The organism is Altererythrobacter sp. CAU 1778, from assembly GCF_054482795.1.
The window spans coordinates 1-15,723 of sequence record NZ_JBTLRP010000001.1; the positions used below are offsets into that span (position 1 = coordinate 1).

Annotated in this window: 16 protein-coding genes; 7 read left to right on the plus strand and 9 right to left on the minus strand. The window is 63.6% G+C overall.

Features of this window, described 5'->3' with window-relative positions; genetic code table 11:
- Window positions 1–626: 626 nt before the first annotated feature.
- Window positions 627–1,787, minus strand: a complete 1,161-nt coding sequence (locus ACXYN8_RS00005) for a tyrosine-type recombinase/integrase (protein ID WP_458887206.1) — start codon at window positions 1,785–1,787, stop codon at window positions 627–629.
- Between the two features lie 200 nt (window positions 1,788–1,987).
- Entirely contained in the window at window positions 1,988–2,851 is an 864-nt protein-coding gene (gene panC, locus ACXYN8_RS00010; RefSeq protein ID WP_458887208.1) for a pantoate--beta-alanine ligase, read from the minus strand.
- Between the two features lie 101 nt (window positions 2,852–2,952).
- Here panC and ACXYN8_RS00015 point away from each other — a divergent pair, with 101 nt between their 5' ends.
- Genes ACXYN8_RS00015 through ACXYN8_RS00035 form a run of 5 tightly spaced genes read left to right on the plus strand, consistent with a single transcriptional unit; the run spans window position 2,953 to window position 8,873 of the window.
- Window positions 2,953–3,771, plus strand: a complete 819-nt coding sequence (locus tag ACXYN8_RS00015; protein WP_458887209.1) for a division plane positioning ATPase MipZ — start codon at window positions 2,953–2,955, stop codon at window positions 3,769–3,771.
- Between the two features lie 3 nt (window positions 3,772–3,774).
- The gene (locus ACXYN8_RS00020) at window positions 3,775–4,062 is read left to right on the plus strand and encodes a J domain-containing protein (protein WP_458887210.1); all 288 of its coding nucleotides are present in this window, start codon (window positions 3,775–3,777) and stop codon (window positions 4,060–4,062) included.
- A 9-nt stretch (window positions 4,063–4,071) separates the two neighbouring features.
- Complete coding sequence (pgmG, locus tag ACXYN8_RS00025) at window positions 4,072–5,475, plus strand: phosphoglucomutase/phosphomannomutase PgmG (protein WP_458887211.1); 1,404 nt, start codon at window positions 4,072–4,074, stop codon at window positions 5,473–5,475.
- A gap of 23 nt (window positions 5,476–5,498) precedes the next feature.
- Window positions 5,499–6,386 (plus strand): DUF2059 domain-containing protein, encoded by an 888-nt coding sequence (locus tag ACXYN8_RS00030; RefSeq protein WP_458887212.1) that lies wholly within the window; start codon window positions 5,499–5,501, stop codon window positions 6,384–6,386.
- Window positions 6,387–6,410: 24 nt separating this feature from the next.
- On the plus strand, window positions 6,411–8,873 hold the full coding sequence (locus tag ACXYN8_RS00035; RefSeq protein WP_458887214.1) for a ligase-associated DNA damage response DEXH box helicase: 2,463 nt from the start codon (window positions 6,411–6,413) through the stop codon (window positions 8,871–8,873).
- Here the strand turns inward: ACXYN8_RS00035 and ACXYN8_RS00040 are convergent.
- The 6 genes from ACXYN8_RS00040 to ACXYN8_RS00065 form a co-directional block, all read right to left on the minus strand.
- A complete protein-coding gene (locus tag ACXYN8_RS00040; RefSeq protein WP_458887215.1) occupies window positions 8,870–9,370 on the minus strand; it encodes an ExbD/TolR family protein in 501 nt (166 codons plus the stop codon). The genes ACXYN8_RS00035 and ACXYN8_RS00040 overlap by 4 nt on opposite strands.
- 1 nt (window position 9,371) lies before the next feature.
- A complete protein-coding gene (locus tag ACXYN8_RS00045) occupies window positions 9,372–9,809 on the minus strand; it encodes an ExbD/TolR family protein (RefSeq protein ID WP_458887216.1) in 438 nt (145 codons plus the stop codon).
- 165 nt (window positions 9,810–9,974) lie between these two features.
- The gene (locus ACXYN8_RS00050; RefSeq protein ID WP_458887217.1) at window positions 9,975–10,430 is read right to left on the minus strand and encodes an ExbD/TolR family protein; all 456 of its coding nucleotides are present in this window, start codon (window positions 10,428–10,430) and stop codon (window positions 9,975–9,977) included.
- 43 nt (window positions 10,431–10,473) lie between these two features.
- Window positions 10,474–11,007, minus strand: coding sequence for an ExbD/TolR family protein (locus tag ACXYN8_RS00055; protein ID WP_458887218.1), 534 nt, complete (start codon window positions 11,005–11,007; stop codon window positions 10,474–10,476).
- A gap of 91 nt (window positions 11,008–11,098) precedes the next feature.
- On the minus strand, window positions 11,099–11,884 hold the full coding sequence (locus tag ACXYN8_RS00060; protein ID WP_458887219.1) for a MotA/TolQ/ExbB proton channel family protein: 786 nt from the start codon (window positions 11,882–11,884) through the stop codon (window positions 11,099–11,101).
- A 71-nt stretch (window positions 11,885–11,955) separates the two neighbouring features.
- A complete protein-coding gene (locus tag ACXYN8_RS00065; protein ID WP_458887220.1) occupies window positions 11,956–12,636 on the minus strand; it encodes an energy transducer TonB in 681 nt (226 codons plus the stop codon).
- 352 nt (window positions 12,637–12,988) lie between these two features.
- On the opposite strand from ACXYN8_RS00065, the gene ACXYN8_RS00070 reads away from it, so the two are divergent.
- Window positions 12,989–13,855: a hypothetical protein gene (locus ACXYN8_RS00070; protein WP_458887221.1), complete on the plus strand. Its 867-nt coding sequence runs from the start codon at window positions 12,989–12,991 to the stop codon at window positions 13,853–13,855.
- Window positions 13,856–13,913: 58 nt separating this feature from the next.
- Window positions 13,914–15,242, plus strand: a complete 1,329-nt coding sequence (locus ACXYN8_RS00075; RefSeq protein WP_458887222.1) for a homoserine dehydrogenase — start codon at window positions 13,914–13,916, stop codon at window positions 15,240–15,242.
- Window positions 15,243–15,251: 9 nt separating this feature from the next.
- On the opposite strand, the gene ACXYN8_RS00080 is transcribed toward ACXYN8_RS00075, so the two are convergent.
- A complete protein-coding gene (locus ACXYN8_RS00080; RefSeq protein WP_458887223.1) occupies window positions 15,252–15,704 on the minus strand; it encodes a hypothetical protein in 453 nt (150 codons plus the stop codon).
- Window positions 15,705–15,723 lie beyond the last annotated feature (19 nt).

Here is a 15,723-nt window from a genome sequence, read left to right on the forward strand (position 1 = left end):
GCGTCGTCAGCAGACGCCAGGACCAGCCCAAACTCGAAATCCCCATAGCTCATCGCATGCGGCCCGCAGGTTCGGGCACCGTCGACTTTCCGACGCCTCTCGGCGTCCGAAACTCTAAACGTAAGCCGAACGGCAGCTTTCCGCCCTCTGATGACTGGAACCGGACAGTCAGCTTACGGCCCACAAGCAGCCTCAAACGCCAGCGAGGCTGCAAATCCAACTGTAAGCGATGCGTTGCGCCGCAAGCACCTAGTCTCGCTTTTCTGGACACTCCACCGTCACTGGAAACGTGAGCACACCGTACCCCGCAAATTCGGGAGATACGCCTTTGGATTCACGTTGAAATATCGTTTTGAGCGGAATCAACCCGTCTACGAGTATAGCGGGTTTGCGCTGAGCCGCAGGCCACTCACTTCGTTATAAACACCAATAATCACGAGATATCTTTTCGCGTTCTTGCGGATCGCAGAAGAGTTGCGGTTTTTGGCGTATTTCGTCAGCGTTTCGCTGCCTCGATCAGTCCCAATCGCCCAGTCGTACAGAGCTTAGCGAGATAATCCCTCAACGATCCAATCATCTTTACGTGCCGTTTTCGGAAGCCTCACGATGGCGGCCTGCGATACCGATCACAGAGCCAGTTCCCCAAGCGCCTTGACCGCTGCATCACTTGCAAGGTGCCCATAGTGGCGCTCGATCATTTCCGCGCTGGTGCCGGAAATCTGCGCAATGGTGAGTAGCGGCAAGCCCGCGCTCACAAGGTCCGTTATGGTGCTATGTCGCAAGGTGTAGGCGGTGGCATCGGCCGGGAGCTCAGCGGCGCTCACAGCGGTTGCAATTGGCCGCTTCCAGCTATCCTTGTCCCATGCCTTGCCATTGGCGCGCATGAAAAGCGGTGCGCCTGGCAGCTTGTTCTTGGCCTGCTTGGCGAGCAGTTGCGCAGCCTCTTGCGGCAACTGAATACGGCGTGGTTTCCCGGTTTTGTCCTTGCCGATGGTAAGTTCCGCCGTGCGCTTGTCGAAGTCGCCAACCGTGAGTGCCGCCATAGCGCCGGCACGAAGCGGCAAGAGACACAGGGCGCGGATAAAGGGTGCTGCCTCTGCGTCGGTGCTTCCGATCAGTTTCTTGCGCTGCTTGCGGTCCAGATAGAGCGTACGGCGTCCATTGGCGTTGGGAATGGCCTTCAAGGCTTCCTGCCATGCCGCTTCGCTATTCGGTGCGCCGGGTGACAGAACCTTACTCAATGCCGCTCGCAGCACGGCCATGTCGCGATTGACGGTAGATGGTGCCCGCTCGCGCTCCACCGGATCGCCCTTCTTGCGTCGGCTCACAAGTGCCGGTTGTGCTTCCAGCCGCTCGCGCCACTCCTTGACGTGACGGCGGCGTAGCTTGTCCAGCTTCACCTTGGCGATTGCATCCTCATAGACGTAACGCTTGAAGCGCTGCTCTGCTTCTGGCCGGTCCTTGGCATATTCACGGCAGGCATCGGCAACGGTCTCAATCTTGGCGCGAATTTCGCCGCCGGATTCCACAAGCTCAGCCAGCTTCTCGGCTTCCTTCTTGGCCGCTGCGAACATCTCGTTCCCGGGCAGTGTGCCGAAATCGCCCAGCGACTTCACCTGATAGCGGCTGGCGTCCTCGTCATAGACGCGGGCAATCCATGTGCCCTTGCCCCCGCGCTTGGAGGGCCGGAAGCCAAGAAAGCACCCGGCGCGCAGCCGTTGCCAGTGCGGCTCGCGTTGCACTTTCAACCGCTCCCGGTTGCCGACTTTGCTCAGGTCCAATGCCACTGCCAATTCCCTCATTCCGTTTTGTATGGAATGCGTATGGAATACATGCAGGGATTATTGGAAACAAGCAGAGATAGGAAATGGCTTTATTTCAACGTCTTCGGTGTTTCAGTTTGTCTCGGATTGTCCGTAAACTCTGCACTCCGAAGGCAGAGGTCACAGGTTCGAATCTTGTCGGGTGCGCCAGTTTCTTCCTTCGTCTAAAGTTCCACTGCGACTGCCATGTTGTCGATCAGGCGCGTGCCGCCGATGCGGGCGGCGACCAAGAGGCGGGCGGGGGTGTTGGGTGTCTCATTCAGACGGGCCAGCGTGCGGGCGTCTGCTACGGCGGCATAATCGACGCTGTCGAACCCGGCCTGCAAGAGATGAGCCTCCAGCGCTGCCAGGGTTGCGGCAACGTCGCTGCCGATCGTGATTGCCTGGATCGCCTCGCGCATGGCGAGCGGGAGGTTGGCTGCGGCGGCGCGGTCCTGTTCCGAGAGGTATCGGTTGCGGCTGCTCATCGCGAGCCCGTCCGCCTCGCGCACGGTGGGCACGCCGTGGATTGCGTCAGCATGGGGCAGGGTCAGATCCAGATCGCGCGCCATGGTGCGGATGACGGCGAGTTGCTGATAGTCCTTCTCCCCGAACAGGGCGATGTCGGGGCGGACCTGATTGAAAAGCTTGCACACCACCGTCGCGACGCCATCGAAATGGCCTGGCCTGCTGGCTCCGCAGAAATCCGCGCTGACGCCCGATACATTGATGCTGGAGGCAAAGCCGTCGGGGTACATGACGTCCACGGTCGGTGCCCATAGCAGCGTAATGCCCTCGCCCTCCAGCATGGCGGAATCCTCGGCCAGTTGGCGCGGATAGGCATCCAGATCCTCGTTCGGGCCGAATTGCGTGGGATTGACGAAGATGCTCGCGACGACGTGGTCGGCACGGCGCCGCGCTTCGCGCATCAGGGTCAGGTGACCTTCATGCAGCGCGCCCATGGTCGGCACCAGCGCGATGGTGCCGCCGCTATCGCGCAGTGAGGCGACTTGCGTTCTCAACGGTTCGAGCGTGGTGACGGTTTGCATGGCGTGGCTGCTATCCAGTATATGTCGCTGACAGGTCCGCCATCTAGCCGCCGCCGCAATCGGCTGGCAACGACCGGCACTATAAAAGGATATCGAGTAGCGTGTCGCAGAGCCAAGCAGGCCCCCACCGGATCGTGTTCGCCAACGAAAAGGGTGGCACGGGCAAATCCACCACGGCGGTGCACGTCGCGGTCGCGCTGGCCTATCAAGGCGCGAAAGTGGCGGCGATCGACCTCGACCCGCGGCAGCGCACACTGTTCCGCTACCTTGAGAACCGCGCCGAGACGGAGCGGCGGCGAGACATCACCCTGCCCGGTGCGCGCTTCGACGTGTTCGAAGATGGCGATATCGACGCGCTCGACGCCCATGCGCGCGAACTGGGCAAGGGCTGCGACTTCATCGTGTTCGACACGCCGGGCCGCGACGATCCGCTGGCGCGCCATGTCGCGACGCAGGCCGACACGCTGGTGACGCCGATGAACGACAGCTTCGTTGATTTCGACCTGATCGGGCAAGTCGATGCGGAGACCTTCAAGGTGCGCCGCCTGTCTTTCTATGCGGAACTGATCTGGGAAGCGCGCCTGAAGCGCAGCCGCGCGACGATCGAGGAACAGCGGCGCGAGATGGACTGGGTCGTGGTACGCAACCGCACGCATCACATGGAAGCGAAAAACCAGTACCGCGTCGACAACGCGCTGACCGAACTCAGCAAGCGAGTCGGCTTCCGCGTGGCGCAAGGCCTGTCGGAACGCGTAATCTATCGCGAGCTGTTCCCGAGCGGGCTGACCCTGCTCGACCGCGGGCATCTGGGCGAGCTCGGCACCAGCCACATCGTCGCGCGGCAGGAATTGCGCCAGCTGGTGGCGAACCTCAAGCTGCCGATGCCTTCCAATGCACCCGCCGCGCTGGAACCTGCCTGAGCCATGACGAAGCTACTACTCATTGCGGGCGTCATCTGCCTGGCCGTCCGCGTACTTACCGGCAAATGGCCGTGGCAATTTCTGCAAGGGCAATCCACCCGCAGTCAGGCGGTGTTCCGCGCGCGCAAGCTGCTTGGCGTGCGCGCCGATGCCCCGCGCGGCGAGATCATCGAGGCGCACCGCCGCCTCATCGCCATCGTCCATCCCGACCGGGGCGGCACCAACGACCAGGTGCACGAGGCGAACGCGGCACGCGACATCCTGCTCGACGAGTTGCCCGGCGGCGGTTAAGCCGCTGCAATGAGCTATCAATTCGATTCCACCATCCTGCGCGAATACGACATCCGCGGGATCATCGGTGAAACCCTCGGCCCCGACGACGCGCGGGCGATCGGGCGCACATTCGGCACCATGCTGCGGGCAGCGGGCGGCACGAAGGTGGCGGTGGGGTATGATGGACGGGTCAGTTCCCCCATCCTCGAACACGCGCTGGTCGAAGGTCTGACGGCAAGCGGCTGCGACGTGCTGAAGATCGGCATGGGACCAACGCCGATGCTCTATTATGCCGAGGCCTCACGCGAGGATATGGATGGCGGCATCCAGATAACCGGCAGCCATAATCCCGCCAACTACAATGGCTTCAAGATGGTCTTTCAGGGCCGCCCGTTCTTTGGCGAGGACATCCAGACGCTCGGCCGGATGGCTGCGGCGGGCGAATGGTCGGACGGCAAGGGCGCCGTGGACAGCGTGGACATCCAGCTCGAGTATGTCGAGCGCCTGCTTACCCCGCTCGATGGCATTGCTTCCGAGAAACTGGCCGACCTGCGTGTCGCGTGGGACGCTGGCAATGGAGCGGCGGGGCCGGTGCTCGAAATGCTGGCCGCGCGCCTGCCGGGCGAACATCACCTGCTGTTTACCGAAGTCGATGGCAACTTCCCCAATCATCATCCCGATCCGACAGTGGAAGCCAATCTCGCCGACCTGAAGGCCATCGTCGCGGACAAGAACCTCGATTTCGGAGTGGCATTCGACGGCGATGGCGACCGCATCGGCGCGATCGACGGGGAAGGTCGGGTGATCTGGGGCGACCAGTTGTTGATGATCTATGCCGAGGACGTGCTGCGCAACCGCCCCGGCGCGACGGTGATTGCCGACGTAAAGGCCAGCCGCGCCCTGTTCGACAGCGTCTCCCAGTACGGCGGCAAGCCGCTGATGTGGAAGACTGGCCACTCGCTGATCAAGTCCAAAATGAAGGAAACAGGCAGCCCGCTCGCCGGAGAAATGAGCGGACACGTGTTCTTCGCCGACGACTATTACGGCTTCGACGACGCGCTTTATGCAGGCGTGCGGCTGATCGCGGCCTCCGCGCATCTCGGCAAATCGGTGACGCAGCTGCGCGCCGATATGCCGCAGATGCTCAACACGCCGGAAATGCGTTTCCAGGTCGACGAAAGCAGGAAGTTCGCTGCCATTGGCGAAATTGCCGAGCGGATTGCGGCAAGCGATGCGGTGGCCGACACGACCGATGGTGTGCGCGTGACCAATGATGACGGCTGGTGGTTGCTTCGCGCCTCGAACACGCAGGATGTGCTGGTCGCACGCGCCGAAAGTGACAGCGAAGACGGCCTGAACCGTCTCCTCGCGCAGATCGACGAACAGCTCGAACTGAGCGGGCTGGAGCGCGGCGAGAGCGTGGGCCACTAGGGTTTAGAAACGGGGGGAATATGTTGAAAGGCTTTACACTGTTCGGCGCGGCAGGTCTGATCGCACTGGCTTCACCCGCCGCTGCAGAGCATCACGACGAACCGGAAGTCGTCATCGACACATCCGAAAATGTCGACATGGACGAGGCGAAGCTTGCCGAGTTCTCGCAGATGATAAGCGGCCTTTTTCAGGCAGAGCCGCTGACGCAGGCGCAGGAAGCCCGGCTTCCGGCGGCGAGCGCGGTCGTCGGCACGATTATGCCCGAAGGTTTCTACGGCAAGCTGATGTCGCAGGTGATGGAATCGACCATGAAGCCGATCTTCGGCATGTTCGGCGGTCCCAACATGGTACTGCAGAGCAAGCTCGGCCTCGACGAGGACGAGATCGGGGCGCTGAGCGAAACACAACAGCGTGAAGTCGCACTCATGCTCGATCCGGCCTTCGAGACGCGCGGCGAAGCAATGATGGGCGCGATGACCGGTATGATGGGCGACATGTTCTCCGTCATGGAGCAGCCCATGCGCGACGGCCTCTCGCGGGCCTATGCGGTACGCTTCGACAATGATCAGCTGGCCGACATCTCGACATTTTTCGCAACCCCGACTGGACAGCTTTACGCCACCGAATCGATGGCTCTCTTCTCCGACCCGCAGGTCATGTCGGCGGTGATGTCGACCATGCCACTGATGATGCAGGGCTTCGGCAACATGGAAGAAACGATGAAGACCGCGATGGCCGATCTTCCGGCTGAGCGCAGCTTCACCGACCTCTCCGCCGACGAGAAGACGCGCATCGCCAAGGCGGTCGGAAAGACGGTGGCGGAGCTGGAAGAACACGCGGCACTCACGACCATGGCCGCCGAAGACGAGTCGGAAGACGACGCCGAGAACGCCGAGGCTTGGGACGACTGAGCATCGTCCCCATATCGGGCGGCGATGAGTTCCTCCGCCGCCCACGTTCCGCCTGAGATTGCCGACTGGTTCGCGGGTCGCGGATGGCGTGTGCGGCGGCATCAATGCGAAATGCTCGATGCTGCCGATGCGGGGCGCCACGCGCTGCTGGTGGCGGATACCGGCGCGGGCAAGACGCTGGCGGGTTTTCTTCCCACGCTGGCGGATTTCGCGCCATCGCGGCTCGGCGATGCGAAGCCGCCTGAGGGCTTGCACACGCTCTATGTCAGTCCGCTTAAGGCGCTGGCGCATGACGTGCAGCGCAATCTGCTGACCCCGATCGAAGAGATCGGCCTGCCGATCCGGGTCGAGACGCGCAGCGGCGACACACCCTCTGACCGCAAGAAGCGCCAACGCATCAAGCCACCGCATGTGCTGCTGACCACGCCGGAAAGCCTCTCGCTGCTGCTCAGCTATCCCGACAGCCTCGAACTGTTCGCTGGCCTGAAGCGGGTGGTGATCGACGAGGTCCACGCCTTCGCCACCGGCAAGCGCGGCGATCTGCTGGCACTGTCGCTCAGCCGCCTGCAGGCCATCGCGCCCGATATGCAGCGTGCCGCCCTGTCGGCGACGCTGGCCGAGCCAGAATCGTTTCGCGAATGGCTTGCCCCCTGGGGTGAGATCGACGCGGTGCAGCTGGTGGAGGGCGAGGCCGGCGCGCCCGCGCAGGTCGAGATCCTGCTGCCGGACGAGGAGCGTGTGCCGTGGGGCGGCCATGCCGCGACCTGGTCGATCCCGCAGCTTTACGAGGAAATCCGCCGCAATCGCACCACGTTGGTCTTCACCAACACCCGCTTCCTGGCCGAATACATCTTCCAGCACCTGTGGGATGCGAACGAGGACAATCTGCCCATCGGCGTCCACCACGGTTCGCTGTCGAAAGAGGCGCGGCGCAAGGTCGAAGGCGCGATGGCGCGCGGCGAACTGCGCGCCCTCGTGGCGACCGCCAGCCTCGATCTGGGTGTTGACTGGGGCGACATCGACTGCGTGGTTCAGATGGGTGCGCCCAAGGGATCGAGCCGGCTTCTCCAGCGCGTCGGCCGCGCCAACCACCGGCTCGATCAGCCCAGCCGCGCCATCCTGGTGCCCGGCAATCGTTTCGAATTCCTCGAAGCGACGGCGGCGAAGGAAGCAGTCGACGAAGGTCAGCGCGATGGCGAGGACTTCCGCCCCGGCGCGCTCGACGTGCTCGCACAGCATGTCATGGCCTGCGTCTGCGCCGCGCCCTTCCACGAGGACGAACTGCTGGCCGAGGTCCGCTCGAGCCTGTCCTATGCCTGGCTGACGCAGGAGCATTGGGAGCGAGTGCTCAACTTCGTCGCCACCGGGGGCTACGCACTCAAGGCCTACGACAAGTTCAAGCGGATCGTGCGCGACAAGGACGGCGTGTGGCGGCTCACGCACCCGGAGCACGCGGCACGCCATAGGCTCAATGCCGGGATCATCGTCGATTCCGAGATGCTCGACGTGCGTTTTCGCAACGGACGCTCGCTCGGCAAGGTGGAAGAGCGCTTCGCCGCCGCGCTCTCGCCGGGTGACACCTTCCAGTTTGCCGGGATCAATCTCGAAGTCGAGAAGATCAAGGACATGGAGCTGCAGGTGCGCGCCAGCAGCAAGGCGGCGATGATACCGAGCTACGGCGGCCAGCGGATGCCGCTGACCACCCATCTGGCCGACCGGGTGCGCGCGATGCTGGTCGACCGCGCGGGCTGGTCGCGCTTTCCCGACGATGTGCGCGAGTGGCTGGAAGTGCAGGACTGGCGCAGTCAAATGCCGGGTCCGGACACGCTGCTGGTCGAAAGCTTCCCGCACGGCGGCAAGCACTACACCGTCTATTACACCTTCGTCGGCTGGAACGCGAACCAGAGCCTCGGGATGCTGGTGACCAAGCGCATGGAGGAGCGCGGACTTCTGCCACTGGGCTTCAACGCCAACGACTATTGCCTCGCGGTGTGGAGCATGAAGCCGGTGGCGGATCCGCGCCCGCTGCTTTCTCCCGATATCCTCGCGCATGAATTCATCGACTGGGTTCAGGATTCGCACCTCCTCCGCCGCGCCTTCCGCGAGGTCGCTGTGATCGGCGGGCTGGTCGAACGGCAGCATCCCGGCAAGCGCAAGACGGGCAAGCAGGTCACCTTCTCGACCGACCTGATTTACGACGTGCTGCGAAAATACGAGCCGGACCATCTGTTGCTCGAAGCGGCATGGGCGGATGCGCGGGCGCTGATGACGGACATCGGCCGCCTCGGCGATCTGCTCGACACTGCCGCGGACCAGATGTGCCATGTCGAACTCGACAGGGTCAGTCCGCTGGCTGTTCCGGTAATGACGCTGATCGGGCGCGAGCGCACGCCACAGGGTGCGGTCGATGACGAACTGTTGCTGGAGGCGGAGACGCTTGCGGGCACGGCGATGCGCGTCGATACGCCGGAAGTGTTCGAGGATTAGAGGAAGGCTGGGTCCATGCACTCGTAGGAAGCGGCCGGCTCGGGGTCGAGATCGACCGGGGCCGCTTCGTAATTGCGGTAGCGATTGAGGCGAAGAAACCGAAAACAGCTTTCGAGCGCGCCCACCTCGCGCAATGTTTCGAGCACAGGCAGGACGACTTCGAAGGGCGCATTTTCGACCGGGTCGAATTGCAACGCCACGGCCGGACGCGAGAAACCTGAGATCACGATATGGCGCAGTTCGGCATGGCTAATTTCAGAACTATTCCAGAGGATTTCGCCGCTCTCCGTGACTATCAGGCGGTTCACATTGGGTGAGAGGTCGACCATCCAGTCGTCGGGATAGGGTGCTGGCAGATCGACCACGATCGCGTGCGTGACTGGCGGACGCAAGGCCAGGAAGACCAGCGCCACGGTCAACAGCACACCAGCGAGAGGAGCGAGCGCGAGTGTCGCGATCGGGCGACCGTGATCGTAAGGGAGGTGTGGCCCGCGCAACTCAGCCTCCCGTGCTGAAATCGCGGTGTTCGTGCAGGCGGGCAAAGGCGAACTTGTCTGCACCGGACTGTCGGATCAGAGCGATGGTTCGTGCCGATGTGTCGTAGGGCGCGGCATCCTGCGGGTCGAAGCGAAGAACGGGCTGGCTGGGCAGCGCCGCGGCCTGCGCGACGGACGCGGCAAGTTCGCCCTCGCTGACGGGTGTTCCGTTCCAGCTGACGGTGCCGGCAGTGTCGATGCTGACGGTGTTGATCTGCGGGTCCGCAGGTCTGGCCTTGCCATTGGGCAGGGGAATGTCGGTGACGTGGGTCGCGATGGGAATGGTGAGGATCAGCATCACCAGCAGGACCAGGAGAACGTCGATGAAGGGTGTGACGTTCAGATCCTTCATCGGAGCGGGGGCGAAGCGAGCCGGCGGCGCATAGGCGTTCAATCGCATGAGCAATCTCCTCTGAATGTTATACTGTAACAATCTAGGAGGGTTGGCAAGAGGCATTGAATGGTGGCGCCTGGCGGCGCTGTATCGGACCCGGTGACGAAACCGTCAGGCAAAGAAAAAGGGGCGGATTGCTCCGCCCCTTTCAATTCGATTTAGACTTGGACCTCAGCCGACCGGGTTGGCCGGGCCGCCGGTGCCGAATGCGCGATACTTCTCGTTACCGACGAAGCCGAACTTGGTCACGCCGGACTGCTTGATGATCTGCAGCACGCGGGCAGAGATATCGTAGCTGGCGAACGGTTCAGGCTCGAACTGCAGTTCGGGCTCGACGGGCAGGGTCAGCGAACGCTGCAAATTGGCGACGAGATTGCCCTGCGAAATGGTGCTGCCGTTCCACAGGATTTCGTTGTTCTGCGTCAGCACGATCTTGTTCTTGATCGGATCGACTTCCGGTGGCGTGCTGTTGGGGTCGGGCTGCGGTAGATCGATATCGACCGAGTGCGTAGCCACGGGGATGGTGATGATGAACATGATGAGGAGAACGAGCATGACGTCGATAAGCGGCGTCGTGTTCATTTCCATCATCGGCGAACCATCGTCCTTGCCGCCTGACATTGCCATGAGATGTTACTCCTGAATTCTTAAGCCGGGTGATGCCGGGGCATCAGCCGTTCGGGTCGACCGGGTTCGAAATGAAGCCCACCGTAGGGTAGCCCGCCGACTGGACGTTGTAGACCGCACCTGCGACGCAGCGCCACGGGGCGTTCCTGTCGGCACGGATGTGAACCTGCGGAATCTTTTCCGGATCCTGCATGATCGCTTCGATGCCGCCTTCGCGCTTCACGATGTTGTCGAGACGCTGGAAAGCACGGTCATAGAGCGACTGCGAATCGACCGGCGTCGTATTGTTGAAATAGACGCGGCATTCGCCGTTGCGCGATGCACCCTGGAAGCCCGGTTCGCCGGCGCTGAGGCCGCCCTCATCGGTCGTGCTGACGGTCAGCAGAAGGTTTTCGACCTTGTCCTTCGATTCGACCGATTCGAACACCGGAATTTCCAGCTTTTCGATGGTCTGGATCGCGACCGGAACGGCGATGAGGAAGATGATGAGGAGCACGAGCATCACGTCGACCAGCGGGGTCGTGTTGATGTCGGACATCGGCGTTTCGTTGCCGCCTCCACCTGCCGAAATTGCCATATCTGGATCCTAACTTATGTTTTCGGTCTTGAGAGGGCTGGCGCGCCACCGCTGGCGGCGCGCCGTCCCCTGATGCGAAGTCGCCTGGCTATCAGGCCTTCGGAGCCGCAGCCGGACGGGCCGGAGCGGTCGTGGCGGCCTTGCCGGCCTGCTGGGTCGAGGTCTTCGTCAGCAGGGCAGGCTTGACCGCGCCACGCGAATTGATGTTCGCGAGAAGGTCGGTCGAGAAGCCGTTCAGCATTTCGGCGATGCGCTTGTTGCGGGCCTGCAGCCAGTTGTAGGCAAGCACCGCCGGAACGGCGACGAGCAGACCGATGGCGGTCATGATCAGTGCTTCACCAACCGGACCGGCGACCTTGTCGATCGATGCCGAACCGGCGAGGCCGATGTTGATCAGTGCGCGGTAGATACCGATAACCGTACCGAGCAGGCCGACGAACGGTGCGGTCGCGCCGGTGGTCGCGAGGAACGGGAGGCCGCCTGCGAGCTTGGCGTTGATCGAGGCTTCCGAGCGGGCCAGCGAACCGTGCATCCAGTCGTGAGCTTCCATCTGGTCGGCCATCTTGGCGTGCTCGTCTTCGGCCTTCAGGGCGTCGTCGGCGAGCTGGCGCCATGCGCTGTTCTTCTCGAGCTTGCCAGCGCCTTCGCGGATCGTCGGGGCACGCCAGAAGTGCGAGCGAACGCCCGAGTACTGCGACATGATCTTGCGCTGTTCGAGCAGCTTCGTGATCAGAATGTAGAACGAACCGACCGACATGATCACCAGGACGCCCAGGATGATGTAGGAGATCGGAGCACCCTGCTCCATGGCTTCCCAGAAACCGAACTGGTTCTGCGGAGTGTCGGCACCTGCTGCTGCAAGAAGTTCAATAAACATAGGAATCAGTCCTCTTCAAAACGCTTGTGTGTGGTGGTTGACCGCGCTCCCGGCGAGGCGGCCGACGCAAATTAGTTCAACTGATAGACGATCGTGGTGGACCAGCTCGATGCGATCGGGTTGCCGGCATCATTGAGCGCGGGCTTGAAGCGCGCATAGCTCTCCATCCCCTTGCAGGCTGCCTGATCGAGGTCCGAGTGACCGCTCGAATTGGAGACGCGGCAGGACGACACGCGGCCCTCCGCATTGATCTGCACGGCAACACCGACGCGACCTTCACGTTCTTCACGAGCGGCGCGCGAGGGATAGTTGCTCTGGATCCGGCCGGCCCAGCGGTTGAGACCGTCAGGCTGCACACCGCGAGCCTGTGATGGTGCGGGCGGCGGGGGCGGGGGCGGCGGCGGCGCAGCGACCGGCGCGGGCGGCGGAATCACGAGAGCCGGCGGCGCTGGCGGCGGGATGCGCGTCTGCGTCTGGATTTCCGGCGGCCGCACGCTGACGTTGATCGGCGGCGGCGGAGCGACCGGGGGTGGCGGTGCCACTTCCTGCTGGGGTTCCGGTTCCGGCTCCGGTTCGTCCGGTTCCGGCTCGGGTTCCTCGATGTCCACCGTCGTCACGCGCTCAACGGCTTTCTTCACCGCAGAATAGGCAAGACCGGTCACAAGCGTGTAACCGATGACGATGTGAATCAGGGCAACGATGATCAGAGCGATAATGCGATTGCCGCTCATCTGTTGGTCAGCGTAAGCCATTCAGTTCCTTCACTCCACTGTCTGTCTCGGGGGTGTGACCCCTATACCTGGCACCCGCAAATACAGGCCGCGCATCGCTACGCTAGTCGGCCTATCCTCCCTGCTGGCGCCAAGCGAACCGATGGCTGGAAAACAGCCTGCGCGGTTCGTAAGCGAGCCCGATCGGAAACCGACTGTGTTCTCCTGATCCTCGGTTCCGTTCGCCTTGCTCTTAACGAGGAGTCAACAGCCGCGCAAACGCTTTATCGGTTAAGACCCAATTCACGGGTGTTGCTCCTGAGATACTATGCAAGCGCAAAACGGTGCCCGGACGGTTTGTTTTCCGCGGGTTTATGTGAAAGACGACAGGACCATGACGATTAGCAAACCCCTTGTTCGAACTGCCCTGCTGGCGGCCCTCGCGTCTGCCAGCATGGCGCCCCCCGCGCCGCTTCTGGCGCAGGCCCCTGCTTCGGTCTCGCAGCTTGCGGATTCGGGCCCGACCTACGCCGACCTCGCCGCGTGGAGCGATGCGGCCGACATGGTCGTGCGCGCCAAAGTAAAGGATCAGGTGACCGTGAAGGCCGAACGTGCGCCGGGCCTGAAGCCGGGGATGGCGCGTCTCTACATCGAGGCGGAGACCCAGTCGCTGCTCGCCGGTCAGTCCGCCATCGGATCGGCGCTGCAATATGTCGTGGACGTGCCGCTGAGCGCGAAGGGCAAGGTGCCCAAGCTGAAGAAGCAGGACGTCGTCCTGTTCGCCCGGCCCGTGCCCGGCAAGCCGACGATGCTCCAGCTCGTGGCGCCGATGGCGCAGCTACCCGCGACCCAGGCGCTGGAGCAGCGCCTGCTGCCCATTCTGCGCCAGCTTGCCGCTGCCGATACGCCGCCAGCAATTACCGGCGTGCGCGATGCCCTGCCGGTGTTCGGCAACCTGACCGGAGAATCGGAAACGCAGATATTCCTGCGAACCGCCAGCGGCGATCCGGCCTCGATCACCGTGGTCCGGCGGCCGGGCATGGAGCCTGCCTGGGGTGTCTCGTTCTCGGAGATCGTCGACCAGTCCGCGAGCGCTCCGGCGCGCGACACGATAGAGTGGTATCGCCTTGCCTGCGCCCTTCCTGCGCGCTTGCCCGGCGGGGCGGTGCTTGGCGATTCGCTCGATCTGAGGCGGCTGGCCGAGCAGGACTATGCCTTCGTACTGCAATCGCTGGGGCCGTGCGCGCGCAACTTCGGATAGGCGCGCGGCAAGAGAAACTGGTTCACGCCGCCCTGCGCCTCGGGCTAGGGGCGGCGGGATGACGCAAAGCACAACCTTTACCGCACCCCTGCGCGTCGCGCTGGCCGGCCTCGGCACGGTCGGCGCGGGCGCGATCCGCCTGCTCGATGCCAATCGCGACCTGATCGCCGGACGCGCCGGAAGGCCGATCGAGGTGGTCGCGGTGAGCGCGCGCGACCGTTCGCGCGACCGCGGCGTGGACGTGGGCCGTTTCGCTTGGGAAGACGATATGACCGCCCTTGCCATGCGCGAGGACGTCGACGTCGTGGCCGAACTCGTCGGCGGATCGGACGGTCCCGCGCTGGCTCTGGCGCGTGCGACGCTGAACGCGGGCAAGGGGTTCGTCACCGCCAACAAGGCGATGATCGCGCATCACGGGCTGGAGCTTGCGCGGATGGCGGAAGCCGCCGGCGTCGCGCTGAAATTCGAAGCCGCCGTCGCTGGCGGCGTGCCGGTGGTGAAGGGCCTGCGCGAAGGGATCGCGGCGAATGCGATCGAGCGTATTTACGGCATCCTAAACGGCACCTGCAATTACATCCTTTCCACCATGGAGGACACCGGCGCCGATTTCGGCGATGTGCTGAAGGAAGCGCAGGCGCTGGGCTTCGCCGAGGCGGACCCGACCTTCGACATCGAGGGCGTCGATGCCGCGCACAAGCTCGCCATCCTTGCCGGCATCGGTTTCGGCGTGCAGCCCGATTTCGGCGCCGTCATCACGCAAGGCATCGCCCGCGTGCGTGCCGCCGACATCGAGCAGGCCCGCTCCCTTGGCTTCGTCATCCGCCTGATCGGCATGGCGCAGGCGCAGGTGGGCGCGGACGGAATCGAACGGCTGTTCCAGCGCGTCCAACCGCAGCTGGTTCATCGCGATCATCCGCTTGCCAGCGTCGATGGCCCCACCAATGCCGTGGTGGCCGAAGGCAATTTCTCCGGCCGGCTGCTGTTCCAGGGTGCGGGCGCGGGCGACGGCCCGACCGCCAGCGCCGTTGTGGCCGACCTGATCGACATTGCCCGCGGCGACGTGGGTCCGCCTTTCTCGCTGCCCTGCGCACAGTTGCAGGTGATGGACGCCGCCGATCCGGGCGAGCGTACCAGCCGTGCCTATCTGCGCTTCACGGTCACCGACAAGCCCGGCGTGCTGGCGGAAATCGCTGCCGCGATGCGCGATGCCGGTGTCTCGATCGAAAGCCTGATCCAGAAGGGCCGCAGCGACGATGGGGGCGAGGTGCTGATCGCCATCGTCACGCATGAAGGGCCGGAGCGTTGCGTCACTCTGGCGCTGGATGCGCTGCGCGGTTCCGACAGCCTGACCGAAGAGCCGCTGGTGATGCACGTCCTCAAGGACTGACGCGCCCGCTCAATCGACGCGCTTTTCTCCGCGTGCGACCCGGTCGGCGTCCGATCCCGCTGGCGCTTCGGGGATGGCCTTCAGGTCGATCATCGGCGGCATTTCCGGCGGGCAGCCGAGGCCGCAACCCGAAGCGGTCGCAGGCCCGGTGAAGATGCCTGGCCCGATCACCCCGGGAATGTCCTCCGCGCGCGGAATGCCGTCGCTCCTGTTCTCGCCGCGATCGGTGCTCGACCCCACCCGAAACTTGCGCTGTTCCTCGAGCTTGCGGCACACGACGATGACGTCCGGGTCTTCCTGGTTTTCTCCGTCGCAGCGCCGGACGCTCGTCTGGACGTCGGGCGGGCCATAGACCTCGTCCGCGCGCCGCAGGGCGTCTTCGGCGGTAATGCTCTGCTGCGCGAATAGCGGCGCGGCTGTCATCAAAACGACCACAGAGAGCGGCACGACAGCCCTTCGCATTCTCGACAAGCCCCTTCGC

Bases quoted from the DNA above. Each gene is read 5' to 3' on its own strand.
- ACXYN8_RS00060 (WP_458887219.1), bottom strand. From the start codon at position 11,884: ATGTTTATTGAACTTCTTGCAGCAGCAGGTGCCGACACTCCGCAGAAC.
- ACXYN8_RS00065 (WP_458887220.1), bottom strand. From the start codon at position 12,636: ATGGCTTACGCTGACCAACAGATGAGCGGCAATCGCATTATCGCTCTG.
- ACXYN8_RS00070 (WP_458887221.1), top strand. From the start codon at position 12,989: ATGACGATTAGCAAACCCCTTGTTCGAACTGCCCTGCTGGCGGCCCTC.
- ACXYN8_RS00045 (WP_458887216.1), bottom strand. From the start codon at position 9,809: ATGCGATTGAACGCCTATGCGCCGCCGGCTCGCTTCGCCCCCGCTCCG.
- ACXYN8_RS00035 (WP_458887214.1), top strand. From the start codon at position 6,411: ATGAGTTCCTCCGCCGCCCACGTTCCGCCTGAGATTGCCGACTGGTTC.
- ACXYN8_RS00020 (WP_458887210.1), top strand. From the start codon at position 3,775: ATGACGAAGCTACTACTCATTGCGGGCGTCATCTGCCTGGCCGTCCGC.
- ACXYN8_RS00080 (WP_458887223.1), bottom strand. From the start codon at position 15,704: ATGCGAAGGGCTGTCGTGCCGCTCTCTGTGGTCGTTTTGATGACAGCC.
- ACXYN8_RS00055 (WP_458887218.1), bottom strand. From the start codon at position 11,007: ATGGCAATTTCGGCAGGTGGAGGCGGCAACGAAACGCCGATGTCCGAC.
- pgmG (WP_458887211.1), top strand. From the start codon at position 4,072: ATGAGCTATCAATTCGATTCCACCATCCTGCGCGAATACGACATCCGC.
- panC (WP_458887208.1), bottom strand. From the start codon at position 2,851: ATGCAAACCGTCACCACGCTCGAACCGTTGAGAACGCAAGTCGCCTCA.
- ACXYN8_RS00050 (WP_458887217.1), bottom strand. From the start codon at position 10,430: ATGGCAATGTCAGGCGGCAAGGACGATGGTTCGCCGATGATGGAAATG.
- ACXYN8_RS00075 (WP_458887222.1), top strand. From the start codon at position 13,914: ATGACGCAAAGCACAACCTTTACCGCACCCCTGCGCGTCGCGCTGGCC.